Annotated in this window: 20 protein-coding genes; 4 read left to right on the top strand and 16 right to left on the bottom strand. The window is 72.1% G+C overall.

The genetic code is table 11. The annotated features are described in order from the left end of the window. Positions 1-114: 114 nt before the first annotated feature. Complete coding sequence (locus tag EIW28_RS09630) at positions 115-615, top strand: transcriptional regulator (protein ID WP_091034397.1); 501 nt, start codon at positions 115-117, stop codon at positions 613-615. A 176-nt stretch (positions 616-791) separates the two neighbouring features. Here the strand turns inward: EIW28_RS09630 and nusB are convergent, their stop codons facing one another. The 6 genes from nusB to EIW28_RS09600 all read right to left on the bottom strand — a co-directional run bounded on the left by nusB (position 792) and on the right by EIW28_RS09600 (position 5,583). Beyond that, a complete protein-coding gene (gene nusB / locus EIW28_RS09625) occupies positions 792-1,238 on the bottom strand; it encodes a transcription antitermination factor NusB (protein ID WP_125247462.1) in 447 nt (148 codons plus the stop codon). A 2-nt stretch (positions 1,239-1,240) separates the two neighbouring features. Then, complete coding sequence (gene efp, locus EIW28_RS09620; protein ID WP_125247461.1) at positions 1,241-1,798, bottom strand: elongation factor P; 558 nt, start codon at positions 1,796-1,798, stop codon at positions 1,241-1,243. A 106-nt stretch (positions 1,799-1,904) separates the two neighbouring features. Then, complete coding sequence (gene aroQ / locus EIW28_RS09615) at positions 1,905-2,336, bottom strand: type II 3-dehydroquinate dehydratase (RefSeq protein WP_125247460.1); 432 nt, start codon at positions 2,334-2,336, stop codon at positions 1,905-1,907. Continuing rightward, on the bottom strand, positions 2,333-3,889 hold the full coding sequence (gene aroB, locus EIW28_RS09610; protein WP_125247459.1) for a 3-dehydroquinate synthase: 1,557 nt from the start codon (positions 3,887-3,889) through the stop codon (positions 2,333-2,335). Before aroB ends, aroQ begins: the two co-directional genes overlap by 4 nt. Positions 3,890-3,944: 55 nt before the next feature. Next, the gene (gene aroC / locus EIW28_RS09605) at positions 3,945-5,123 is read right to left on the bottom strand and encodes a chorismate synthase (RefSeq protein ID WP_125247458.1); all 1,179 of its coding nucleotides are present in this window, start codon (positions 5,121-5,123) and stop codon (positions 3,945-3,947) included. A 106-nt stretch (positions 5,124-5,229) separates the two neighbouring features. After that, entirely contained in the window at positions 5,230-5,583 is a 354-nt protein-coding gene (locus EIW28_RS09600; protein WP_125247457.1) for a cupin domain-containing protein, read from the bottom strand. Between the two features lie 223 nt (positions 5,584-5,806). Between EIW28_RS09600 and EIW28_RS09595 the strand changes: the two genes are divergently transcribed. Next, the gene (locus EIW28_RS09595; protein WP_125247456.1) at positions 5,807-7,084 is read left to right on the top strand and encodes an ABC transporter substrate-binding protein; all 1,278 of its coding nucleotides are present in this window, start codon (positions 5,807-5,809) and stop codon (positions 7,082-7,084) included. 54 nt (positions 7,085-7,138) lie between these two features. Here the strand turns inward: EIW28_RS09595 and EIW28_RS09590 are convergent, their stop codons facing one another. Genes EIW28_RS09590 through iolC form a run of 7 tightly spaced genes read right to left on the bottom strand, consistent with a single transcriptional unit; the run spans position 7,139 to position 15,197 of the window. Then, positions 7,139-8,149 carry a Gfo/Idh/MocA family protein gene (locus tag EIW28_RS09590; RefSeq protein WP_125247455.1) on the bottom strand — a complete coding sequence of 337 codons (1,011 nt, stop codon included), beginning with the start codon at positions 8,147-8,149 and terminating at the stop codon, positions 7,139-7,141. Positions 8,150-8,175: 26 nt separating this feature from the next. After that, positions 8,176-9,129 (bottom strand): TIM barrel protein, encoded by a 954-nt coding sequence (locus EIW28_RS09585; protein ID WP_125247454.1) that lies wholly within the window; start codon positions 9,127-9,129, stop codon positions 8,176-8,178. Positions 9,130-9,156: 27 nt separating this feature from the next. Next, positions 9,157-10,653 (bottom strand): CoA-acylating methylmalonate-semialdehyde dehydrogenase, encoded by a 1,497-nt coding sequence (locus EIW28_RS09580; protein ID WP_125247453.1) that lies wholly within the window; start codon positions 10,651-10,653, stop codon positions 9,157-9,159. A gap of 12 nt (positions 10,654-10,665) precedes the next feature. Beyond that, positions 10,666-12,537 carry a 3D-(3,5/4)-trihydroxycyclohexane-1,2-dione acylhydrolase (decyclizing) gene (gene iolD, locus EIW28_RS09575; protein WP_125247452.1) on the bottom strand — a complete coding sequence of 624 codons (1,872 nt, stop codon included), beginning with the start codon at positions 12,535-12,537 and terminating at the stop codon, positions 10,666-10,668. Beyond that, entirely contained in the window at positions 12,534-13,355 is an 822-nt protein-coding gene (gene iolB / locus EIW28_RS09570; RefSeq protein ID WP_125247451.1) for a 5-deoxy-glucuronate isomerase, read from the bottom strand. Before iolB ends, iolD begins: the two co-directional genes overlap by 4 nt. Beyond that, a complete protein-coding gene (locus EIW28_RS09565) occupies positions 13,352-14,224 on the bottom strand; it encodes a Cgl0159 family (beta/alpha)8-fold protein (RefSeq protein ID WP_125247450.1) in 873 nt (290 codons plus the stop codon). The genes iolB and EIW28_RS09565 overlap by 4 nt, the downstream gene beginning before the upstream one ends. Then, positions 14,214-15,197: a 5-dehydro-2-deoxygluconokinase gene (gene iolC / locus EIW28_RS09560; RefSeq protein WP_125247449.1), complete on the bottom strand. Its 984-nt coding sequence runs from the start codon at positions 15,195-15,197 to the stop codon at positions 14,214-14,216. The genes EIW28_RS09565 and iolC overlap by 11 nt, the downstream gene beginning before the upstream one ends. A gap of 256 nt (positions 15,198-15,453) precedes the next feature. Between iolC and EIW28_RS09555 the strand changes: the two genes are divergently transcribed. Next, positions 15,454-16,440: a LacI family DNA-binding transcriptional regulator gene (locus EIW28_RS09555; RefSeq protein WP_125247448.1), complete on the top strand. Its 987-nt coding sequence runs from the start codon at positions 15,454-15,456 to the stop codon at positions 16,438-16,440. An 83-nt stretch (positions 16,441-16,523) separates the two neighbouring features. After that, on the top strand, positions 16,524-19,118 hold the full coding sequence (locus EIW28_RS09550; RefSeq protein ID WP_125247447.1) for a glycoside hydrolase family 9 protein: 2,595 nt from the start codon (positions 16,524-16,526) through the stop codon (positions 19,116-19,118). A 110-nt stretch (positions 19,119-19,228) separates the two neighbouring features. On the opposite strand, the gene EIW28_RS09545 is transcribed toward EIW28_RS09550, so the two are convergent. The 3 genes from EIW28_RS09545 to uvrA form a co-directional block, all read right to left on the bottom strand. Then, positions 19,229-19,612 carry a hypothetical protein gene (locus EIW28_RS09545; RefSeq protein WP_125247446.1) on the bottom strand — a complete coding sequence of 128 codons (384 nt, stop codon included), beginning with the start codon at positions 19,610-19,612 and terminating at the stop codon, positions 19,229-19,231. 152 nt (positions 19,613-19,764) lie between these two features. Then, positions 19,765-20,259, bottom strand: a complete 495-nt coding sequence (locus tag EIW28_RS09540; protein ID WP_197717166.1) for a prepilin peptidase — start codon at positions 20,257-20,259, stop codon at positions 19,765-19,767. Between the two features lie 575 nt (positions 20,260-20,834). Further along, positions 20,835-23,735, bottom strand: a complete 2,901-nt coding sequence (uvrA, locus tag EIW28_RS09535) for an excinuclease ABC subunit UvrA (RefSeq protein WP_125247590.1) — start codon at positions 23,733-23,735, stop codon at positions 20,835-20,837. Positions 23,736-23,875 lie beyond the last annotated feature (140 nt).

The following is a 23,875-nucleotide window of genomic DNA, read 5'->3' as shown; positions in this document are numbered from 1 at the left end:
TTCGGGCCTCACGCGACGAAGAACACTGTTTGGGGGCACCCCAACGGCCGATGGTCACCGACGGTAGTCAACAATAGGATTCCTCTCGTACCGAAAATTGGAGTTGATCCCAGCATGGCGACATCTGACTACGCCAAGGCGCTCGGCAACCGGCTGCGCGACATTCGGATGCAGCAGGGCCTGTCCCTGCAAGGCGTCGAGGACAAGTCCGGCGGCAAGTGGAAGGCCGTCGTCATCGGTTCCTACGAGCGGGGCGACCGGTCCATCACGGTCAGCCGCCTCGCGGAGTTGGCCGACTTCTACCGGATCCCCGTCTCCGAGCTGCTTCCCGAGGGCGTGCCGCTCCCGGTCGAGCAGGCCGAGAAGATCGTCCTCAACCTGGAGGCGCTCTACGACCACCCCGACCCCGAGCTGGAGCACGTCGCCAAGCTCGCGCGCTCCATCCAGCAGCGCCGCGGCGACTACAACGGCCGCATCCTCTCGATCCGCGCGGACGACCTGTACACGCTCGCGGTCGTCTACTCGACCACGCCCTCCGGCCTGATCGAGAAGCTCGAGGACTTCGGCGTGCTCGTGCACGACCTCCAGGCGTTCTTCGCCTCCGACGGCGAGTAATACCCGAAGGGAAGCGGCCGGGCCCAGGATCGGAGGGCTCGGCCGCTGCTGCGTTCCCGCGCCGGGACGGGGCCGGGCGGTGCGGGAGCCCGACTCGGCCGCTTCCGCTTCCGCTCCCGCGCGACAAGAACGGCCGGGTCCAGTCGGACCCGGCCGTGCTCGTGCGTCCTGAAGCCCTACTCCTCGGCCTTCGCCGCCGCGTCGAGGACCGCGTTCACGAACGAGGTGTCGTCGGAGGAGCCGATCTGCTCCGCCACGCGCATGGCCTCCTTGATGGCCACGGGCGTGTCGACGTCCTCGACGTAGATGATCTCGTACAGCGCCACCCGGAGGACGTTCCGGTCGACCGCGGGCATCCGCTCGACGGCCCAGCCGTCGGCGGCGCGGCCGATGGCCTCGTCCAGTTCGTACCGGTACTCGTCGACGCCGCGCACCAGCTCCTCGGCGTACTTCGGGAGTCGCGGGGCCTCGGGGTCGGTGAAGGCGCGGTCGGCCCGCTCGGCGAGGACGCGCTTGGCGCTCTCGCCGCGGGACTCGGCCTCGTACAGGATCTCGACGGCCCGCATCCGCCACTTGGTGCGGGCGGTGAGCCGGTCGGGTCCGCTCTGCTGGTTGGTCCCCACGCCTAGGCTCGCGAGAGGTACTTGCCGTCGCGGGTGTCGACCTTGATCTTCTCGCCGTTGTCGATGAACAGCGGCACCAGGACCTGGGCGCCGGTCTCGACGGTGGCGGGCTTGGTGCCGCCGGAGGAGCGGTCGCCCTGGAGGCCCGGCTCGGTGTAGGTGATGACGAGCTCGACCGAGGCCGGGAGCTCGACGTACAGCGCCTTGCCGTCGTGCCAGGCGATGGTGACCTCGGAGTTCTCGAGCATGTACTTGGCGGCGTCGCCGACCAGGCCGGGCCCGAGCGGGAACTGCTCGTAGGACTCCATGTCCATGAACACGAAGTCCTCGCCCTCCTTGTAGAGGTAGCTCATGGTGCGGCGGTCGACGTTCGCGGTCTCGACCTTGGTTCCGGCGTTGAAGGTCTTGTCGACGATCTTGCCCGAGGGGATCTGCTTGAGGGTGGTGCGCACGAACGCGGGGCCCTTCCCGGGCTTGACGTGCTGGAACTCCTGCACCTGCCAGAGCTGGCCCTCCAGGTTGAGCACCATGCCGTTCTTGAGGTCGTTCGTGGTTGCCACGGGCGTTCGTCTCTTTCGATAGAGGATCTGACTGGCGACCGTCAATGGTAGCGGGCGGTCGGTCCGCTCGAAGGGCAGGCCGCTTCGGCTGTGACCAGCGGCGCGGCTAGGCGCGCAGCGCGGCGATGCGCCGCAGGGCGGCGGTGTAGCCGTCGAAGCCGAGGCCGGCGATGACGCCCTCGGCGTGGGCCGACACGAACGAGTGGTGCCGGAACGCCTCGCGCTTGTGGACGTTGGAGAGGTGGACCTCGATGAGCGGGGCCGTGAGCTGCGCGCACGCGTCCCCGACGGCCACCGAGTAGTGGGTCCAGGCGGCGGCGTTGAGGACCACCGGGTACTCGTGGTCGGCGGCCTCGTGGAGCCACTCGAGGAGTTCGCCCTCGTGGTTGGTCTGGCGGAAGCTCACCTCCAGGCCCAGCTCCTCGCCCGTCGCGACGCACAGCGCCTCCAGGTCGGCCAGGGTCTGGGAGCCGTAGATCGCCGGCTCCCGCTTGCCGAGGCGGTTCAGGTTGGGGCCGTTCAGGACCAGCGTCTTCATGCGGTGAGCCTCTCATAGGCCGCGAGCTGCTGCTCGGGGGTCACGTCGTCCACGACGACGGGCCGCGCGAGCGCGTCGAGGAGCACGAACCGCTGGGTGGCGCCGACGTTCTTCTTGTCGATCTTCATGACCTTCAGCAGGTCGTCCCAGCGCCCGGCCTCGTACGTCGTCGGCAGGCCGAGCGAGGCGAGCACGGCCTTGGTGCGCTCGACGAGGTCGACGCGGCCGGTGATCGCGTTCAGGTGCGCCGCGTAGACCATGCCGACGGCGACGGCGTCGCCGTGGCGCCAGCGGTAGTGCTCGAGCTTCTCGACCGCGTGCGCGAAGGTGTGCCCGTAGTTGAGGATCGCCCGCAGGCCGCCCTCCTTCAGGTCGGAGCCGACGACCTCGGCCTTGACGGCGATGGCGCGCTCGACGAGTTCGGCGAGCACGGGCCCGGAGGCGTCGAGCGCGGCCTCCGGGTCGGCTTCGACCAGGTCGAGGATGGCCGGGTCGGCGATGAAGCCGGCCTTGACGACCTCGGCGAGGCCCGCGGCCAGGTCGCGGCGGGGCAGCGTGGCGAAGGTGTCGAGGTCGACCAGGACCGCGCGCGGCGGGTGGAAGGCCCCGACGAGGTTCTTCCCGGCCGCGGTGTTCACGCCGGTCTTGCCGCCCACGGCCGCGTCGACCGCGCCGAGCAGCGAGGTCGGGACGTGGACGACGGCGACGCCGCGGAGCCAGCAGGCGGCGACGAACCCGGCGAGGTCGGTGACCGCGCCGCCGCCGACGCCGACGACGAGGTCGGTGCGGGTGAAGCCCTCCGCCCCGAGCGCGTCCCAGCACTGCTCGGCGACGGCGACGGTCTTGCCGTCCTCGGCGTCGGGCAGCTCCATGAGCGTGGGCTCGACGCCCTCGGGCAGGAGCGAGCCGACCCGCTCGGCGAGCGCGGCGGTGCTGGCGGTGTGGAGGACGGCGACGCGCGCGGCCTTCCCGAGGAACTCGGGGAGCCGGTCGACGGTGCCGCGGCCGATGAGGACCGGATAGGGCGCCTCGGCGTCGTTCACGACGACGGTGCGCACGGCGAGCTTCGCCTGGATCTCGGCGGTCAGGTCGGCCACGTCCCTTCCGGTGGTGTCGATCTCGATGGTCGCGACCTCGCGGTAGAGCGGCAGCCGCTCCTCCAGGAGGCGGCGCAGCGTGGCGCGCGGGTTCACCGCCAGGAGCGGGCGTCCCTTGTCGATCTCGTTGCGGCGCACGGCTTCGGCGAGGTCCACGCGCAGGTGGACGACGGTGGTGTCGGCCAGGAGCTTGCGGGTGGACTCGGCCAGGACGGCGCCGCCGCCGAGGGCGAGGACGCCGTCGTGCTCGGCCACGGCGCGGCGGACCGCCTCGCGTTCGAGCGCCCGGAAGTGCTCCTCGCCGTCGTCGACGAAGATGTCGGCGATCGGCTTGCCGGCGACCGCGACGATGTCGGCGTCGGCGTCGCGGAAGGGCGCGCCGAGCGCCTCGGCCAGCGCGCGGCCGACGGTGGTCTTGCCCGAGCCGGGCGGCCCGACGATGACGATCAGGCTCATCAGCGTGTTCTCCGGTCGATGTGGGGCGCCGCGGGGCGGCGCCGGCGGGCGGGGCCTACTTCACCCGGAGGTGCTCGAGGTAGTGCTCGTAGTTGCGGCGGGACTCGGCCACGGAGTCGCCGCCGAACTTCTCGAGGGCGGCCTCGGCGAGGACGTAGGCGACCATGTGCTCGGCGACGACGCCGCCGGCGGGGACGGCGCAGACGTCGGAGCGCTGATTGATGGCCTCGGCGGGCTCGCCGGTCTCGGTGTCGATGGTGCGCAGGGGGCGCGTCAGCGACGAGATGGGCTTGAGCATGGCCGAGACGCGGAGCGGCTGGCCGGTGGTGATGCCGCCTTCGAGGCCGCCGGCGCGGTCGGTGAGGCGCTGGACGCCGTCGGGGCCGGGCACGATCTCGTCGTGGGCGGCGGAGCCGCGGACGGCGGCCTGCATGAGGCCGTCGCCGATCTCGACGGCCTTGACCGACTGGATCGACATGAGGGCGGTGGCGAGGCGGGCGTCGAGCTTGCGGTCCCACTGGACGTGGGAGCCGAGCCCGGGCGGGACGTGGTAGGCGAGGACCTCGACGACGCCGCCGAGGGTGTCGGCGTCCTTCTTGGCGGCGTCGACCTCGGCGACCATGCGGGCGGAGGCCTCGGGGTCCATGCAGCGCAGGGGGTCGGCGTCAACGGCCGCGAAGTCGGCGGGGGTGGGCACGAGGCCGTCCTTGGCGCGCACGGGGCCGAGGGCCTTGACGTGGGAGACGATGTCGATGCCGAAGGCCTGCTTGAGGAAGGCCTTGGCGGCGGTGCCGCCGGCGACGCGGGCGGCGGTCTCGCGGGCGGAGGCGCGCTCGAGGATCGGGCGGGCGTCCTCGTAGTCGTACTTCTGCATGCCGGCGAGGTCGGCGTGGCCGGGGCGGGGCCGGGTGAGGGGGGCGTTGCGGGCGACGCCTTCGAGGGCGGCGGGGTCGACCGGGTCGGGAGCCATGACGGTCTCCCACTTGGGCCACTCGGAGTTGCCGACGCGGATGGCGACGGGCGAGCCGAGGGTGCGGCCGTGGCGGAGGCCGCCGATGAAGTTGACGACGTCCGCCTCGAACTTCATGCGGGCGCCGCGGCCGTAGCCGAGGCGGCGGCGCGCCAGTTCGGCGGCGACCGCCTCAGTGGTCAGTTCGATCCCGGCGGGCAGGCCGTCGATCGTGACCACGAGTTCGGGGCCGTGGGACTCTCCAGCTGTCATCCATCGCAACACGCGTCAAGTCTGCCATCCGGGCCGGTGTGATCCCGCCCCTGGTGGGAATCGCGTCCCAGGGGCTGGGCGGAGCGAGGGCCGCCCCGTTCGGGGCGGCCCGGTGCGGTCAGCGGTTGTCGAAGGCCTTGCCGAAGTCGACGAGGACGACGCGGGCGTCGCCGACGACCTCGGCGTCGTGGCCCGGCGGGATCTCGAAGGCGTCGCCGGCGTTGATGTCCTGGTCGGTGCCGTCGTCCAGGTGGACCCGCAGGTGCCCCTCGACGCAGTAGCCGAGGTGGTGGGTCTGGCAGGAGTCGGTGCCCGCGATGGGCTTGACGTCGTTCGACCAGCGCCAGCCCCGGTCGAACTCGGAGCGCTCGACGGGCGTCCCGTCGAGCATGACCATGTCGCGGTGGCCGTGGCCGCTGAGGTCGACGGACTCCTCGGGCCGGTCGAAGCTCCTGACCGTCATGTGGTTCATGTGGTTCATGGTTGTCACCCCCGCATTCGAGCCTAGGGCAATTTCGTGATGCGAATTCGCATTCCGGGGGCGGCTCGGCCGGACGGCCGAGGCGGAATTGACCGGTCGGCGGGGCTTGGAGGCTGCGAAAACACAAGTTACCGAATAGTATTTCCCGAGCACACGGGTGTGCCGCTCCCCCATCGCACGGCGGCGCCCGCGACGACGTGAAGAGGTGATCGACATGCGGACCCCCGCGAAGACGTCGAGGAGGGCGGCGGCCGCGGCGGCCGCCGCGGCCCTCGCTTTGGCCGGCTGCACGGGCCAGGCCGGCGAGGAGGAGGCGGCGCCGACCCCGGGCGTCACCGCGGACACGGTGACCATCGGGACGCACCAGCCCCTCTCGGGCCCGGCCGCGGCCGGGTACTCGGCGGTGTCGGCGGCGACCTCGGCGTACTTCGCGTACGTCAACGCCAACGGCGGGATCAACGGGCGGTCCATCGAGTACCTGGTGCGGGACGACGCCTACGAGCCGCAGCTGACGAACGAGGTGGTGACCGAGCTGGTCGAGGACGAGGAGGTCCTGGCGATCGTCAACGGCCTGGGCACGCCGACGCACTCGGTGGTCCTCGACTACCTCGCGGACGAGGGCGTCCCGGACCTGTTCATCGCCTCGGGCTCGCGCACCTGGAACCAGCCGTCCCTGTACCCGAACGCGTTCGGGTACGTCGCCGAGTACACGACCGAGGGCGCGGCGCTCGCGCAGTACGCGGTCGAGCAGGAGCCGGGCGCGAACGTGTGCGTGTTCGGGCAGGCCGACGACTACGGGGACGGCATCCTCGAAGGCGTCGAGGCGGTCATGGGCGGCAACGAGATCACCCAGATCCAGACGTACACGACCTCGATGACGGACGTGTCGGTGCAGCTGGCGGCCCTCAAGGCCGCCGACTGCGAGGTGAACATCCTCGGCACGATCAACGGGTTCACGGCCCTGACGGTGGCGACGGCGGCGCAGATGGACTGGTTCCCGAAGTGGTACGTGTCCTCCTCGGGCGCCGACTACCCGACGCTGGTGGGCCACCTCGGCGAGGAGACCGCCGCGCAGCTCCTGGAGGGCATGGTGTGCGTGAACTACCTGCCGTTCGGCCCCGACGACGAGTGGACGGCCCTGTTCCGGCAGATCAACGACGAGTACAACGAGGGCGCGCCGTTCACGGCGAACACGGTGGTCGGGATGAGCGTCGGCTACCTGTTCGCGGAGGCGCTCGCGGCCGCCGGGGACGAGCCGACGCGGGAGTCGCTCATCGCCGCGGTCGAATCGGGCGCCTTGCAGGGCAACGGGATCGTGCCGCTGTCGTACAGCGACGTCAACCACGCCGGGTACGGCACGGTCGGGATCATGACGGTCGCGGACGGCGTCCAGGCCTACAACGGGACGACGTACCGGGTGGAGGTCGGGCAGGTGACCGAGGTCGAGGCCGACCCGGTGCCGCTGGTCAACGGCGGCATCCCCGCCGGCTGACGGAACGGGCCCGGCCTCGCGGCCGGGCCCGTCCCCTTAACCCCAGAGCAAGGTCTACGGGGCGCCCTCGCGGTAGAACGCGGGGCGCTCGGGGAGGTCGATCGGGACGACGGCGCCGGTGCGGCGGGCCTCGACGGCGGCGTTGGTGACGACGGTGGCCGCGTAGCCGTCCCAGGCGCTCGGGCCGGCCGGCGCGCCGGCGCGCACCGAGTCGACCCACGCCTGGAGCTCGACGTCGAACGCGTCGGCGAAGCGGCTCGGGAAGTCCTGCACCACCGCGTACGAGGCCCGGCCCCCGCTGCGCACCAGGGGCGCGGCCGGGTCGGGCAGGCGCACCGTGCCGGTCTCGCCGACGACCTCGCACTGAATGTCGTAGCCGTACCGGCAGTTGACGAAGACCTCGACGTCGACGCGGACGCCCGAGGCGGTCTCCAGCAGCAGGATCTGCGGGTCCACGAGGTCGGGGAACCGGTTCGCGGTCGAGCGCGGCACGATGACCTGCGCGCTGGTGAACTCCTCGCCGAGGAGCCACCGGAGGGCGTCGATCTCGTGGACGGCCGTGTCGACCATCGGCTTGTCGGAGTGGTACGACTCGGGCGAGTCGGGGTTGCGGTGCACGCAGTGGGCCATGAGCGGCGCGCCGACGCCGCCGGCGTCGAGGACGGCCTTCATCTGGCGGTACCCGGGGTCGTAGCGGCGCATGAAGCCGACCTGCACGAGGCGCTTCCCGTGCGCCTGCTCGGCCTCGATGACGCGCAGCCCGTCGGCGGCCTCGGTCGTCAGCGGCTTCTCGCAGAACACGGGCTTGCCCGCGGCGATGCAGGCGAGCACCTGCTCGGCGTGGGCGGGCCCCCACGAGGTCACGACGACGGCCTCGACCTCGGGGTCGTCGACGAGCTTCTCGGCGCCGTCGACCACGCGCGCGCCGGCGATCGCGGCGACAGCGGCGGCGCGCTCGGCGTCGATGTCGGACACCGCGACCACCTCCGCGCCGCTGATCGTGCCGGTGAGGCGCTTGACGTGCTCCTCGCCGATCCAGCCGGTGCCGATCAACCCGATCTTCATGGGCCTGTGCCTTCCTCTGCGGTGTGTCAGGACTGCTGCCGGCGGCCGCCGAGCCCGCAGCCGTTCAGGTACTTGCGGGTGCGCACAGCGATGGGCAGCGGCACGTCGGGCTCGCACGGGTACAGGTCCTGCTCGACGATGACGAACAGCTCCGCGTCGAGCCCGGACAGGGCGGCGACGATGTCGGCCGGGTCCGGGACGCCCGCGGGCGGCTCGACGCACACGCCGCGCTTGACGGCCTCGCCGAAGCCGAGGTCCTCCTCGCGCACCTGGCGCAGGATCTCGGGGTCCATCTGCTTGATGTGGACGTAGCCGATGCGCGAGGCGTAGCGGCGGACGAGGTCGAGGTTGTCGCCGCCGCCGTAGGCGACGTGCCCGGTGTCCAGGCACAGCGACACGTGCTCGCCGTCGGTCCCGTCGAGGAACGTCTCGATCTGCGCCTGCGTGCAGATCTGGGTGTCGGCGTGCGGGTGGACCGCGATCGTGACGCCGTGCTCCTCGAACATCTGCCTCCCGATGCGGTTCGCGGTGGCGTGCACGGTCTTCCACTGCGCGGCGTCCCACTCCACGACGTCGTCGACCGCACCGGTCCTCTCGTCGCGGAACAGCGGCGGGATGAACACGACGTGCCTCGCGCCCTGGGAGGCGGTGAGCGCGGCGACCTTCCCGACGACGTCGAGCGTGGCGTCGAGGGCCTCGGGCCGGTGCAGGTTGCCGAAGACGGTGCCGCCGGAGACCTTGAGCCCGCGCTTGCCCACCTCGTCGCGCAGCACCTCCGGGTCGGTCGGCAGGTAGCCGTAGGGGCCCAGCTCCAGCCACTCGTAGCCGGCCTCGGCCAGCTCGTCGAGGAACCGCTCGTACGGGAGCTGGCGGTCGTCCTCGGGGAACCACACGCCCCACGAGTCGGGGGCCGAGCCGAGGCGCAGGTTCGGGGCCGGGGTCGTCGGCCTCGGCGAGGCCTGCGAGTCGTGCGTTGCCACTGGCGGTCTCCTTCGCGGTGCGGGGGTTCAGCTGGAGGTGGGGAAGGTGAGGGCGGCGTCCGGGCGCTGGCGCTCTACGGGCCAGCGCGAGGTGACGGTCTTGGCGCGGGTGTAGAACCGGACGCCTTCGGGGCCGTGGATCGGGGAGTCGCCGATGAGCGAGTCCTTCCAGCCGCCGAAGGAGTAGTAGGACATGGGGACCGGGATGGGGACGTTGACGCCGATCATGCCGACCTGGACCTCGCGCTGGAAGCGCCGTGCGGCGGCGCCCGAGGAGGTGAAGATCGCGGTGCCGTTCCCGTACGGGTTGGCGTTGATCAGCGCGATCGCCTCGTCCACGGTGGCGGCCCGGGTGACGGCGAGGACCGGGCCGAAGACCTCCTCGCGGTAGGCATCCATGTCGGGCGTGACGTGGTCGAGCACGGTGGGGCCCACGAAGAAGCCGTCCTCGTGGCCGGGGACGGTGAGCCCGCGGCCGTCCACGACGGGGACCGCGCCCTGCTCGATGCCGGAGGCCACCAGGCCGGTGATGCGCGCCTTCGACGCGGCGGTGACGACCGGGCCCATCTCGGAGGACGGGTCGTCGCCGGGGCCGACGACGACCGCTTCGGCCTTGCGCTTGAGCACGTCCACGAGGGCGTCGCCGGCCTCGCCGACCGCGACGCCGACCGAGATCGCCATGCAGCGCTGCCCGGCCGAGCCGAACGCGGCCGCCGTCAGGTGGTCCGCGGCGAACTCGAGGTCGGCGTCGGGGAGGACCACGGCGTGGTTCTTCGCGCCGCCGAGGGCCTGGACCCGCTTGCCGGTCGCGGTCGCCTTCTCGTGCACGTACTTCGCGATCGGGGTGGAGCCGACGAAGGAGACGGCGCTGATGCCGGGGTGGTCGAGGATCGCGTCGACGGCGCTCTTGTCGCCGTGGACGACGTTGAAGACGCCGTCCGGCAGTCCGGCCTCGGCGTACAGCTCGGCGACCAGGTTCGACACGGACGGGTCGCGCTCGGAGGGCTTGAGGATGAAGGTGTTGCCGGTGGCGATCGCGATGGGGTGCATCCACATCGGGACCATGATCGGGAAGTTGAACGGGGTGATGCCCGCGCAGACGCCGAGGGGCTGGCGGAAGTTGAAGACGTCGACGCCGCCGGAGACCTGGTCGGAGTAGGAGCCCTTGAGCGCGTCGGCGATGCCGCAGGCGTACTCGACGACCTCGCGGCCGCGCACGATCTCGCCGCGCGCGTCCTCGACGACCTTGCCGTGCTCGGCCGAGATGAGCCTCGCCATCTCGTCCTCGCGGCGCACCAGCAGCTCGCGGAATCTGAACATCACCTTGGTGCGCTGCGACAGGGAGGAGTCGCCCCAGGACGCGAACGCCTTCGCGGCGGTGCGCACCGCGGCGTCGACGTCGGCGGCCTCGGCGAGGAGGACCTCGCGCCGCACGGCGCCGGCGGCCGGGTCGTAGACCGGGGCGGTCCGGGTGGAGGCGCCGCGGGTGGGGGCCCCGCCGATCCAGTGCTCGATGGTCGTCATGGCTGGTCCTCCTCAGAGGTAGTGGCGCTGGGCGCGCCTGCTGTCGGTGTAGGCGTCGAAGGCCGCGCGCGTGGAGTCCAGTTCGGACACTTCGCTGACGGGCACGTCCCACCAGGCGCTCTGCGGCAGGCCGGGCGAGCGGGGGTCGGTCTCGACGTGGACGACGGTGGTGGTCGCGGCGGCCTTGGCGGTCGCCAGGGCCTCCTTGAACTCGGCGACGGTGGCCGCCTTGAGGACGGTGGCGCCGAGGCTGGCGGCGTTGGCGGCCAGGTCGACCGGGAGCACGTCGCCGTCGAGGAGGCCCGACTCGGCGTCGCGGTAGCGGTACGCGGTGCCGAAGCGCTGCGAGCCGAGCGATTCGGAGAGCGCGCCGATCGAGGCGAAGCCGTGGTTCTGGACGATGACGATGACGACCTTGAGGCCCTCGGCGACGAGCGTGGGGATCTCGGAGGCGAGCATCAGGTAGGAGCCGTCGCCGACGAGGACGTACACGCCGCGGTCGGGGTCGGCGAGCTCGCAGCCGAGCCCGGCGGCGATCTCGTAGCCCATGCACGAGTAGCCATACTCGACGTGGTACTGCTTCGGGTCCCTTGAGCGCCACATCATCTGGAGGTCGCCGGGCATCGAGCCGGCGGCGTTGACCACGATGTCGCGCTCGTCCACGGCGTCGTTGAGGGCGCCAAGGATCTCGGTCTGGGCCGGGAGCGGCCCGGGCCCGGGGTGCTTCGCGGCGTCGATCACGGCCTGCCATTCGCCCGCGAGCGCGGCGGCGCGCGCGGTCCAGGCCGCGTCGGCGCGCCAGTCGCCGAGGCCGCGGTCGAGCGCGGTGATCCCGGCGCGGGCGTCGGCGACGAGGGTCGCGGCGGCGTGCTTGGCCGCGTCGAGGGCCGCCACGTTCAGGTTCACGAAGGCCGCGTCGCCGAACACGGTGTGGCTGGCGGTGGTGAAGTCGGAGTAGCGGGTGCCGATGCCGAGCACGACGTCCGCTTCGGCCGCGAGGACGTTCGCGGCGCGCGAGCCGGTGGCGCCGAGCGCGCCGACCGCCTGCGGGTGGTCCCACTGGACCGAGCCGCGCCCGGCGTGGGTCTCGGCGACGGGGATGCCGCGGGCGGCGGCGAAGGCGCGCAGCTCCTCGGTGGCGCGGGAGTACACGGCGCCGCCGCCGGCGACGATGAGCGGGCGCTCGGCGCCGCGCAGGACCGCCAGGGCCGCTTCGAGTTCGGCGGCGTCGGGCTCGGGCCGGCGGACCGTCCACACGCGCTCGCGGAAGAACTCGGCGGGCCAGTCGTGCGCCTCGGCCTGCACGTCCTGCGGGAGGCAGAGCGTGACCGCGCCGGTCTCGACGGGGTCGGTGAGGACGCGCATGGCCGCGAGCGCGGCCGGGATGAGCTGCTCGGGGCGCCAGACGCGGTCGAAGTACTTGGAGACGGGCCGGAACGCGTCGTTGACGGAGACGTCGCCGCCGCGGGTGTCCTCGAGCTGCTGGAGGACCGGGTCGGGGGCGCGGGTGGCGAAGACGTCGGAGGGCAGGAGGATCACCGGGAGGCGGTTGATCGTGGCGAGGGCGGCGCCGGTGACCATGTTGGTGGAGCCGGGGCCGATGGACGCGGTGCAGGCGTAGGTGGAGAGCCGGTCGGCGACCTTGGCATAGGCGACGGCGGCGTGGACCATGGCCTGCTCGTTGCGGGCGAGGAGGTAGGGCAGGTCGGCCTCGCCGGTGCGGGCGGCCTGGAGGAGGGCCTGGCCGAGTCCGGCGACGTTGCCGTGGCCGAAGATCCCGAAGGCGCCGTTGACGAGGCGGCGGCGCTCGCCGTCGCGCTCGGTGTACTGGGCGGCGAGGAAGCGGACGAGCGCCTGGGCGGTGGTGAGTCGGATCGTGCTCATCGGTCGGTCTCCCAGGTGGTGCGGATCCAGGCGTGGGCGGGGTCGTCGCTGATGCGCCAGGCGCGTTCGCCGGGGCCGGCCATCACGTTGAGGTAGAACAGGTCGTAGCCGGGGGCGGCGGCGGAGGGGCCGTGCCAGCCGTGCGGGACGAGGACGACGTCGCCGGAGCGGACCTCGGCGGTGACGTCGATGGGGCGCTCGGGGGTGCCGTAGACGCGGTGGAACGCGAAGCCCTCGGGCCGGTCGGTCTCGAAGTAGTAGATCTCCTCGAGGACGGACTCGCCGTCCCGCTCCTCGTCGTGCTTGTGGGGCGGGTAGGAGGACCAGTTGCCGCCGGGGGTGACCACTTCGCACACCAGGAGCCGGTCGGCGTCGAAGGTGCCGGGCATGCAGTAGCCGCGGACCTGCCGGGCGCAGGCGCCGGCGCCGCGGTGCTCGATCGGGACGGCCTCGGCCGGGCCGTAGCGGTTGGGGAGGCCGCGGTCGCAGACGGCGGAGGCGAGGGCGAAGCGGCCGCCGCCGTCGCTGCGGACGGTGACGGCGGCGTCCGTGGTGGCGTAGGCGAAGTCGGTGGGGCCGTCGAAGACGCCGGTGCGGCCGTCGAGGTGGAAGTGCTCGCCGTCGACGACGACGTCGCAGGAGCCGGCGAGCGGGAGGACGAGGTGCTCGGCGGGGCCGGTGGCGAAGGTGTGGGCGCCGCCGGGTTCGAGTTCGAGGACCTTGAGGCCGGAGTGGGTCCAGCCGGCGGACTCGGGGGTGACGACCGTGTCGTACAGGCCGTCCTCGGTGGAGCGGGCGGGCAGGTGGTAGCGGTTCACAGCAGGTCCACCACTTTCTGGACGGCCGCGGCGACGTTCCCGTCGGCGGGGTAGAGGAGGGATCGTCCCACGGTCAGGCCCACGGCGTTGGGCGCTTCGAGGGCCTGGGCCCACCGGTCGCGCTGGGCGTCGAGGTCGGCGACCTCGCCGCCGAGGAGGACCACCGGGAGGGTGGTCGCGGCGGCGGCGCGGGCCGGGTCGGGGGCGGTCGGGAGTTTGAGCCAGGTGTAGGCGGAGGTGGCGCCGAGGCCGGAGGCGACGGCGGCGGACCTGATGACGGCCTCGGTGGAGAGGTCGTTGACGGTCCTGCCGTCGCGGCGGGTGGCGATGAAGGGCTCGACCATGGCGATGAGGCCGCGTTCGGCGAGCTCGTCGATCGCGTGCGCGGTGTGCTCGAGGACGGCGGGGGTGGCGGGGTCGTCGTAGTCGATGCGGGTGAGGGTCTTGCCGCCGTCGAAGCCGAGCCGGTCGATGCCGGCGGCGGTCATGCCGGTGAAGCGGTCGTCGATCTCCCAGGCGGCCCCGGCGAGGCCGCCGCGGTTCATGGAGCCGAACACGGTCTTGCCGTCGAGGGCGCCGAGGAGCAGGAGGTCTTCGAGGATGTCGGCGGTGCCGAGGACGCCGGTGCAGCCGGGGTTCTCGAGGGCGACGGCGAGGCGGTCGAGGAGGTCGGCGCGGTCGGCCATGGCGAGCGGGTTCCCGCCGGTGCCGAGGGCGCCGCGGGCGGGGTGGTCGGCGGCGATGACGAAGCACTTGCCGGTGGGGCCGACGGGGCTGTCGGCGCGGCGGCGCAGGGCGGCGGCCTCGGCGATCGCCCCGGGGCGGCGCACGCGGGTCTCGGTGAGGCGGGCGAGCCGGTCAGCGCGCATCCGCGGCCTCCCGGAGCTTGGCGTCGACCTCGGCCGCGGTGGGCATCGCGGCGGAGCAGGCGAGGCGGCCGGCGACGATCGCGCCGGCGGCGTTGGCGCGGGCGATCACGGTCTCCAGCGGGAGCCCGGCGAGCAGGCCGTCGACGAGGGCGCCGCCGAACGCGTCGCCGGCGCCGAGGCCGTTGACGACCTCGACGGGCGCGGGCGGGAGCTCGACCTCGCCGGAGTCGTCCACGGCGAGCACGCCTTTCGGGCCCTGCTTGACGACGGCGAGCCTGACGCCGAGGCCGCGCAGGCGCTTGGCGGCCTCGCGGGGGTCGCGGACGCCGACGGCGACCTCCACTTCGTCGAGGTTGCCGACCGCGACGTCGGCGAACGCGAGGGCGCGCCGGATCCACGGGCCGGCCTCCGCGGGGCTGTCCCAGAACATCGGGCGCCAGTCGAGGTCGAGGACGGTGTGCGGGCAGGGCCGGCTCGCTTCGAGGGCGGCGAGGGTGGCGGCGCGGCTCGGTTCGGCGCACAGGCCGGTGACGGTGGCCCAGAAGACCTGCGCGGCGGCGACGGCGCCGGCGTCGAGTTCGGCGGCGGTGACGTTCAGGTCGGGGGCCTTGGGGTGGCGGTAGAAGTAGAGGGGGAAGTCGTCGGGCGGGAAGACCTCGCAGAACGTGATCGGGGTGGGGTTGTCCGGGTCGGTGCCGACGAAGCGGTCGTCGACGCCGAACGCCGCGAGCGCGGCGCGGACGTAGGTCCCGAACGGGTCGTCGCCGACCTTGGTGACGATCGCGGCCCGCCGCCCGTACCTGGCGGCCGCGACGGCGACGTTCGCCGGGGACCCGCCCAGGTACTTGTTGAACGAGGCGACCTCGGGGAGCGGGACGCCGGTCTGGGCCGGGTACAGGTCGACGCCGATGCGGCCCATCGTGACGACCTCGAGGGGGTCGCCCGGGCCGGTTCGCCGCTGCGGAGCCAACATCGCCTCCAGGTGGGGACATGGGGCGGCGGCCGCCGGGGGCCCGGCGGTCGCCGTTTGGATGGGATATGTCTGGTTAGCGCGCGCTACTAGAGCGCGCTAGTAGAGCTAGAATGGCATGCGCCACGTCACCCAGTCAAGTGGTCGCGTATGAAAAACTTCATTACGCATCGATCGGAAGGACCACGACCCGATGACCCCCCGCAATCCGAGACAACCCTCTGACCGCTCCCCGGCACCGCGGTCGCGCAAGCCCACGATGGCGGACGTCGCCGCCGAGCTGGGCGTCTCTCGGGCGCTCGTGTCCCTGGTGTTCAGGGACCAGCCCGGCGCGAGCCCGGAGACGCGCGAGCGCGTGTTCGAGGCCGCCGCCCGCCTCGGCTACAAGCCCGACATGGCCGCGCGGCTCCTCGCGCGCGGCCGCAGCAAGGTGCTCGGCGTGCTGTTCACCGCGCGCAACCCCCACCACGTGGACCTCGTCGAGGCCATCTACCCCACCGCCGAGGAGCTCGGCTACGACCTGGTGCTCAGCGCGGCCGTCCCCAGCCGCGACGAGCACAAGGCGATCGAGGCCCTGGTCGGCCACCGCAGCGAGGCGCTGCTGCTGTGCGGCCCCACGATCAGCGAGGAGGACATCGCCGACCTGGGGGCGCGGCTGCCGGTCGTCGTCCTCGGCCGCCACCTCAAGGCCGCCCCGGTCGACATCGTGACCTCCTACGACCGGCCCGGGGCCCGCGAGGTCGTGGACCACCTGGTCGCGCTCGGGCACCGCGACATCGCGCACGTCGACGGCGGGTCGCGCCCCGGCGCGCCCGAGCGGCGCCGGGCCTACCGGGACGCGATGCGCTTCCACGGCCTGGCCGACCGCATCCGGATCATCCCCGGCAACCACACCGAGGAGGGCGGCCAGGACGCCGCGCGCGGGATGCTCGCGAGCGACGAGGCCCTGCCGACGGCGGTGTTCGCCTCGAACGACCAGTGCGCGATCGGCCTCCTCGACGTCTTCACGCGGGCCGGCGTGAAGATCCCCGAGCAGGTCTCGATCGTCGGCTACGACGACTCGCACATCGCCGGGCTCAGCCACATCGACCTCACCACGGTCCGCCAGGACGTGCCGCGCCTGGCCCGGCTCGCGGTCGAGGCGGCCGACGAGCAGCTGCGCGGCGTGCGCGAGCCGGGCGCCACCCTCAAGCTGGAGTCGAAGCTGGTGGTGCGCGGGACGAGCGGTCCGCCGACCCAGCGCTGAACCCGGATTCTTGACATTCAAAGACATCAATGACAGGATGTGCGTGGAATCGCTCCCAATCAACCCCGCGAGGAGAGCACCCCATGCCGCGACCCGCACGACCGACCCGATCTCGGCGCCGAACCCTGGCACTCGCCGCCCTGACCGCCTTCGCCCTGGGCGCGGCCGCCGCCGCCCCCGCGGCGATGGCCCAGGAGGAGCCCACCGACCTGATCACCAACGGCGACTTCGCGAACGGCACCACCGGCTGGTGGACCACCGCGAACCTCGCCGGTGCCGTCGACGCCGGCGAGTGGTGCCTCGACGTCCCGGGCGGGACCGCCAACGCCTGGGACGCGATCGTCGGCCAAGACGGGCTGCCGCTGGTGACCGGGGAGTCCTACGAGCTCCAGTTCACCGCGCGGGCCTCCTCGCCGGTGAGCGTCCGGGCCCTCGTCCAGCGCCCGGTCGACCCGTGGCCGACCGCGCTGGAGGAGTTCCCGGCGCTGACGCCCGAGGCCCAGGACTTCAGCTACACCTTCACCGCCGGGGCCGACTGGACGGACGCGCAGCTCGCGTTCCAGATCGGCCGCCACGCCGAGCCGTGGCAGTTCTGCCTTTCGGAGGTCAAGTTGCTCACCGGTGCCGAACCGCCCGTGTACGAACCGGACACGGGTCCGCGCGTGCGCGTCAACCAGGTCGCCTACCTCCAGGACGGGCCCAAGCGGGCCACGCTCGTGACCGATGCGGCCGCCGCGCTCCCGTGGCAGCTGCGCGACGCCGAGGGCGCCCTGGTCGCCGAGGGGCAGACCGCGCCGCACGGCGCTGACGCCGCCTCGGGCGAGTCGGTCCACGTCATCGACTTCTCGGAGGTGACCGCCGCGGGCGAGGGCTTCACGCTCACCGCCGACGGCGAGACGTCCTACCCGTTCGCGATCGGCGGCGACGCCTACCGCGACATGACCGTGGACGCGATCTCGTTCTACTACCCGCAGCGCTCGGGCATCGCCATCGACGACGCCGTCGCGCCCGGGTACGGCCGCGCGGCCGGGCACGTGGACGTGGCCCCGAACCAGGGCGACGGCGCGGTGCCGTGCGCCGCGAACGCCTGCGACTACACGCTGGACGTGACCGGCGGCTGGTACGACGCCGGCGACCACGGCAAGTACGTCGTCAACGGCGGCATCTCCGTCGCGCAGCTCATGTCGGTCTACGAGCGGGCGCTCCACGCCCCGACCGGCGACGCCGGCCGCCTCGGCGACGGCTCGATGCGCATCCCCGAGCACGGCGACGGCGTCCCCGACGTCCTCGACGAGGCCCGCTGGGAGGTCGAGTTCCTCATGTCGATGCAGGTGCCGGCGGGCGAGGAGCTCGCGGGCATGGCGCACCACAAGATCCACGACGAGAACTGGACCGGCCTGCCGCTCATGCCGGCCGACGACCCGCAGCCGCGCTACCTCCAGCCGCCGTCGACGGCCGCGACCCTGAACCTCGCCGCCGCGGCGGCGCAGGCCGCGCGCCTCTTCGAGCCCTACGACGCCGAGTTCGCCGCGCAGGCCCTCGAAGCCGCCGAGACCGCCTGGGCCGCCGCGCTGGCGCACCCGGACGTCTACGCGCCGGACACGAGCCCGGCCGGCGGCGGTCCCTACGGGGACTCCAAGGTCGAGGACGAGTTCTACTGGGCGGCGGCCGAGCTGTTCCTGACCACGGGCGCGAAGGAGTACGAGGAGTTCGTGCTCGACTCGAAGCTCCACGACGCCGACGTCTTCAGCGCGGGCGGCTTCTGGTGGGGCGAGGTCGCGCAGCTCGCCAAGCTCGACCTGGCCCTGGTGCCGAACGCGCTGCCGGGCCGCGACGACGTCGTGGCGCAGGTCGTCGCCGGCGCCGACCACTACCTGGCCGAGCAGGCCGGGAACCCGTGGGACCTCGGGTACGGCGCGAACGGGAGCTTCGACTGGGGCTCGAACAGCGTGGTGCTCAACCGGCTCGTGGTCGTGGCGACCGCGTTCGACCTCACGGGCGAGGCGCAGTACCGCGACGGCGTCCTCTCCGGGCTCGACTACATCCTGGGCCGCAACGGCCTCGGGAACTCGTACGTCACCGGGTACGGCTCGCACTTCTCGCAGAACCAGCACAGCCGCTGGTACGCCCACCAGCTCGACCCGAACCTGCCGAACCCGCCCGCGGGCACCCTCGCCGGCGGACCGAACTCGATCGCGTCCACGTGGGACCCGGTCGCGCAGCGCTGGCTCACCGGCTGCGCGCCGCAGCGGTGCTACATCGACGACATCGGGTCGTGGGCGACGAACGAACTGACGGTGAACTGGAACGCCTCCCTGGCGCAGGTCGCGAACTTCGCGGCCGACCAGTCCGGCGGCCTCCAGACCGCGCCGACCTGCGACGTCGAGTTCCGCATCAACGGCCAGTGGCCCAGCGGGTTCAACGCGCAGGTCCTGGTGACGAACACCGGCACCGAGCCGCTGGAGGACATCACGCTCACGTGGGCGCTGCCGACGGGCCAGTCCATCGTGCACGCCTGGAGCGTGCAGCTCGACCAGCAGGGCCAGCAGGTCGTCGCCACCAACGTGGGCGGCGGCACGGCGCTCAAGCCGGGACGGACGTTCACGTTCGGGTTCATCGGCGCCAAGGACGGCCGCCCGGCCGTCGCGCCGACCTCGATCGGCTGCACGACCGCTTAACCGGCCGCGACCGGGCAGGGTGAGCCCGGGGACGGCGAAGGGGCGGCCATCGTCAGATGGCCGCCCCTTGACAGGTGCGAGCGCGAAGCTGGCCCTTCGCGCGCCGGCGCCTACTCGGACGCCATGGCCTCGAGTTCCTCGGCCGACCAGTTGCAGAGCTTGTAGTCGTCGACGGTGGCGATCTTGCCGCCGTTGACGAGGGCGCCCTGCCAGTCCCAGTTGACCAGGCACAGGTTCGAGCCGACGTTGACGCCGTCCGGGTTCTGGTCCCAGCCGTTGCAGGTGTCGTGCTTGTTGACCGTGGCGATCTTGAGGATGTCGACCAGGTTGCCGTTCCAGTTGCCGGCGCAGATGTTCGACAGGACGTTGACGCCGCCGAAGTCGTCCGGGTCGTACTCGTAGCCGTCGCCTGCGGCGGCGGGCGAGGCGGTGGCCGCGATGATCATGCCTGCGGCACCGACCGCCGCAGCCGCGCTGAGCGCTTTACGAAGCATGAAGGCTCCTTTTGTGAGCTGACGTTGAACGGAGGTCCGGAATGTCAGGACCGGTCATGACGGTATGCCACTGACGAGCATGGTTTGCGCATTTCATGGTAATTAGCTGATCTTTATCAAGAAAAGTCCGAATAAGTAAGTGACGCACGCGTTCACTCCGCGAGCCACGGCGCGACCGCGAGCGCGCCCGCGGCCCCGGCGAGGATCGCGGGACCGTACGGAAAATCCTTGCGGCCCAAGGCGATCACCACGGCCGCCTGTCCCCCGCCGATCGCGACGGTGAGGACGAGCGCGAGCGCGGCAGTCCCCCAGTCGTTCCAGACGAGCACGAGCGCGAGGAGCCCGGCGAGCTTGACGTCGCCGAACCCCATCTGCCCGGCCGCGCAGGCGAGTCCGAAGAGGGCGAGCGCGGCGGCCGAGACGGCGGCGGCGCGCAACAGGCGGTCAGGGTCCCCGGCGGCGACGAGGAGGGCGGCCGCCGCGGGGTACAGCGGCAGGACGAGGAGGTCGGGCAGCCGCCGCTCGTACGCGTCGATCCACCCGGCCGCGATGCCGGAGGCGGCGACGAGGGCGAGCGCCGCGGCGTGCAGGAACCCGGTGGCGCGCCAGGCGATCAGCAGCCCGGCCGCGACGGCGACGACGGCCACGAGCCCCGCTCCGGGCCGCCGCGAAGTCGCGACCCCGACCACACGCCGCAGCCCGGGCACGACAGCAAGAGCGGCGGCAGCCGCCCCGACGAACAACCCCATCCCCCGATGCTCGCACCGCACCAGCACAACCCCACCACCGACGCGCCCGCCTCGCCTCCGGCGGCAATGTCAGACCCCCGAGGCACCGTTGCAACCGGGGGCGCCTGAAAGCCGACACGCCCGACCACGTGATCCGCCTGCGGCCCAACGATGTCGGACCCATCTGCAACCCTTGCAAGCGGGGGCGCTCGGAATCCGACACACCCGACCTCGTGATCCACTTGCGACCCATCGATGTCGGACCCCGCTGGCACGCTTGCAAGCGGGGGCGCTCGCGAACCGACACACCCGACCTCGTGATCCGCTTGCGGCCCAACGATGTCGGACCCAAATGCGACTCTTGCAAGCGGGGGTGCCTGCGAACCGACACGCCCGAGCGCAGGATTCGAGGCCGGCCACTCCTTCGAGTCCGACCGTTCCCGGGCACAGGGAAGCGGCGCGGCCCGAGGCCGCGCCGCTCGGGGCGTCTGCGGTTACTTCCTGGTGCGGCCGTTGCCGGACTTGGCCCGTCTGGCGGCCGCTCCGGTGCCGTTGCCCTTGCCTTCGAGGCCGAGGAGCGGGCGGAGGTACTCGCCCGTGTGGCTGGCGGCGATCGCGGCGATCTCCTCGGGGGTGCCGGTCGCGACCAGGGTGCCGCCCTTGTCGCCGCCCTCGGGGCCGAGGTCGATGACCCAGTCGGAGGACTTGATGACCTCGAGGTTGTGCTCGATGGTGATGACCGTGTTGCCCTTGTCGACCAGGCCGTCGAGCACCCCGAGGAGCTTGCGCACGTCCTCGAAGTGCAAACCGGTGGTCGGCTCGTCGAGGATGTACACCGTCTTGCCCGTGGAGCGCTTCTGGAGCTCGGAGGCGAGCTTCACGCGCTGGGCCTCGCCGCCCGACAGGGTCGGGGCCGGCTGGCCGAGGCGCACGTAGCCGAGGCCCACGTCCACGAGCGTCTTTAGGTGCCGGTGGATGGTCTGGATCGGCTCGAAGAACTCCGCGGCCTCCTCGATCGGCATGTCGAGGACGTCCGAGATCGTCTTGCCGCGGTAGTGGACCTTGAGCGTGTCGCGGTTGTACCGGGCCCCGCCGCACTCCTCGCACGGCACGTACACGTCGGGCAGGAAGTTCATCTCGATCTTCAGCGTGCCGTCGCCGCCGCACGCCTCGCAGCGGCCGCCCTTGACGTTGAAGGAGAACCGGCCCGGGCCCCAGCCGCGGACCTTCGCCTCCGGGGTGCCCGCGAAGAGCTTGCGGACCTTGTCGAACACGCCGGTGTACGTGGCCGGGTTCGAGCGCGGGGTGCGGCCGATCGGCGACTGGTCGACGCCCACGACCTTGTCGACCCCGTCGAGGCCGGTGATGGTGCGGTGCCTGCCCGCGACCAGCTTGGCGCCGTTGATCTCCGAGGCGAGCGTGTTGTAGAGGATCTCGTTGACGAGCGTGGACTTGCCCGAGCCGGACACGCCGGTCACCGAGACCATGCAGCCCATCGGGAACGCCACGTCGATGCCCTTGAGGTTGTTTTCGCGGGCGCCCTTGACGACGAGCTCGCGGCCCGGGTCGGGCTTGCGGCGCTGCTCGGGGACCGGGATGTGGCGGCGGCCCGAGACGTAGTCGCCCGTGATCGAGCCCTCGGCCTCGGTGAGCCCGGCGACCGGCCCGGAGTAGATGACGTGGCCGCCGTGCTCGCCCGCGCCCGGGCCGATGTCGACGATGTGGTCGGCGACGCGGATGGTGTCCTCGTCGTGCTCGACGACGATGAGCGTGTTCCCCAGGTCGCGCAGGCGCTCCAGGGTCGCGATGAGCCGGTTGTTGTCCCGCTGGTGGAGGCCGATCGAGGGCTCGTCGAGGACGTACAGGACGCCGACGAGGCCGGCGCCGATCTGGGTGGCGAGCCGGATGCGCTGGGCCTCGCCGCCCGAGAGGCTCCCGGCGGCGCGCGCGAGCGTCAGATAGTCGAGGCCGACGTCGAGCAGGAACTGGAGGCGGGCCGTGACCTCCTTGACGATCGGCGCGGCGATCATCGTGTCGCGGTCGGAGAGCTTGAGCCCGTTGAAGAACGCCGCGCACTCGCTGACCGAGAGCGTGCAGACCTCGTGGATCGAGAGGCGCTCGACGGTGACCGCGAGGACCTCGGGCTTGAGCCGGGTGCCCTCGCAGGTCGAGCACGGGATCTCCCGCATGAACTGCTCGTACTTCTCGCGCGTCCACTCCGAGTCCGTCTCGGTGTGGCGCCGCTCGACCCACGGCACGACGCCTTCGAAGCGCGTCTCGTAGGAGCGGCGCTGCCCGCGCTTGTTGCGGTAGGCGACCTGGAGGACCTCGTCGTAGCCGTAGAGGACCGCCTTCTGGGCGCGGCTGGGGAGGTCGGCCCACGGGGTGTCGACGTCGAAGCCGACAGCCTCGCCGAGGGCCTCGATCTGGTACAGGAAGTAGTCGCCCATGCCGACCGAGGACCACGGGGCGAGCGCGCCGGCCCGGATGGTGGCCTCCTGGTCGCGGATGACCAGCTCCGGGTCGACCTCCTTGCGCATGCCGAGGCCGTGGCAGACCGGGCAGGCGCCGAAGGGCGCGTTGAACGAGAACGTGCGCGGCTCCAGCTCGTCGAGCTGGAGCGGGTGGTCGTTCGGGCACGCGAGCTTCTCGGAGAAGCGGCGGGTGCGGGCCGGGTCGCCCTCGGGGACGTCGACGAAGTCGAGTTCCACGACGCCGTCGGCGAGGCCGAGCGCCGACTCGACCGAGTCGGTGACGCGCTGGATCGAGGAGGGCTTGACGACGAGGCGGTCGATGACGACCTCGATGTCGTGCTTCTCCTGCTTCTTGAGCTTGGGCACGTCGGTGAGGGCGTACACCTCGCCGTCGACGCGGGCGCGGGCGTAGCCCTGCTGCTGGAGGTCGCCGAACAGGTCGACGAACTCGCCCTTGCGCTTGCGCACCACGGGCGCGAGGACCTGGAAGCGGGTGCCCTCGGGCAGGGCCATGATCTGGTCGGTGATCTGCTGCGGCGACTGGCGACCGATCTCCTCGCCGCACTGCGGGCAGTGAGGGACGCCGACCCGGGCGTACAGGAGCCGCAGGTAGTCGTAGATCTCGGTGATGGTGCCCACGGTCGAGCGCGGGTTGCGCGAGGTCGACTTCTGGTCGATGGAGACGGCCGGCGAGAGGCCCTCGATGAAGTCAACGTCGGGCTTGTCCATCTGGCCGAGGAACTGCCGGGCGTAGGCCGAGAGCGATTCGACGTACCGGCGCTGGCCCTCGGCGAAGATCGTGTCGAACGCGAGGGAGGACTTCCCCGAGCCGGAGAGGCCGGTGAAGACGATCAGGGAGTCGCGCGGCAGGTCGAGGTCGACGTCCTTGAGGTTGTGCTCGCGCGCTCCGCGCACGACGATGGTGCCTGAGGCGTGTCGTTCGGCGGCTGGGCGTCCTGCAACGGCTGCGTGTCTTTCAGCGGCGGAGTCCGGGTTCGGTTCGGTCGATGAGTGCTCGTTGGCCACGGTGGCAATCTAACGTTCGGGTCCGACAGTTCTGG

The organism is Glycomyces terrestris (genome assembly GCF_003933745.1).
GTDB lineage: Bacteria > Actinomycetota > Actinomycetes > Mycobacteriales > Micromonosporaceae > Glycomyces > Glycomyces terrestris.
This window is presented reverse-complemented; position numbering and strand designations above follow the sequence as displayed.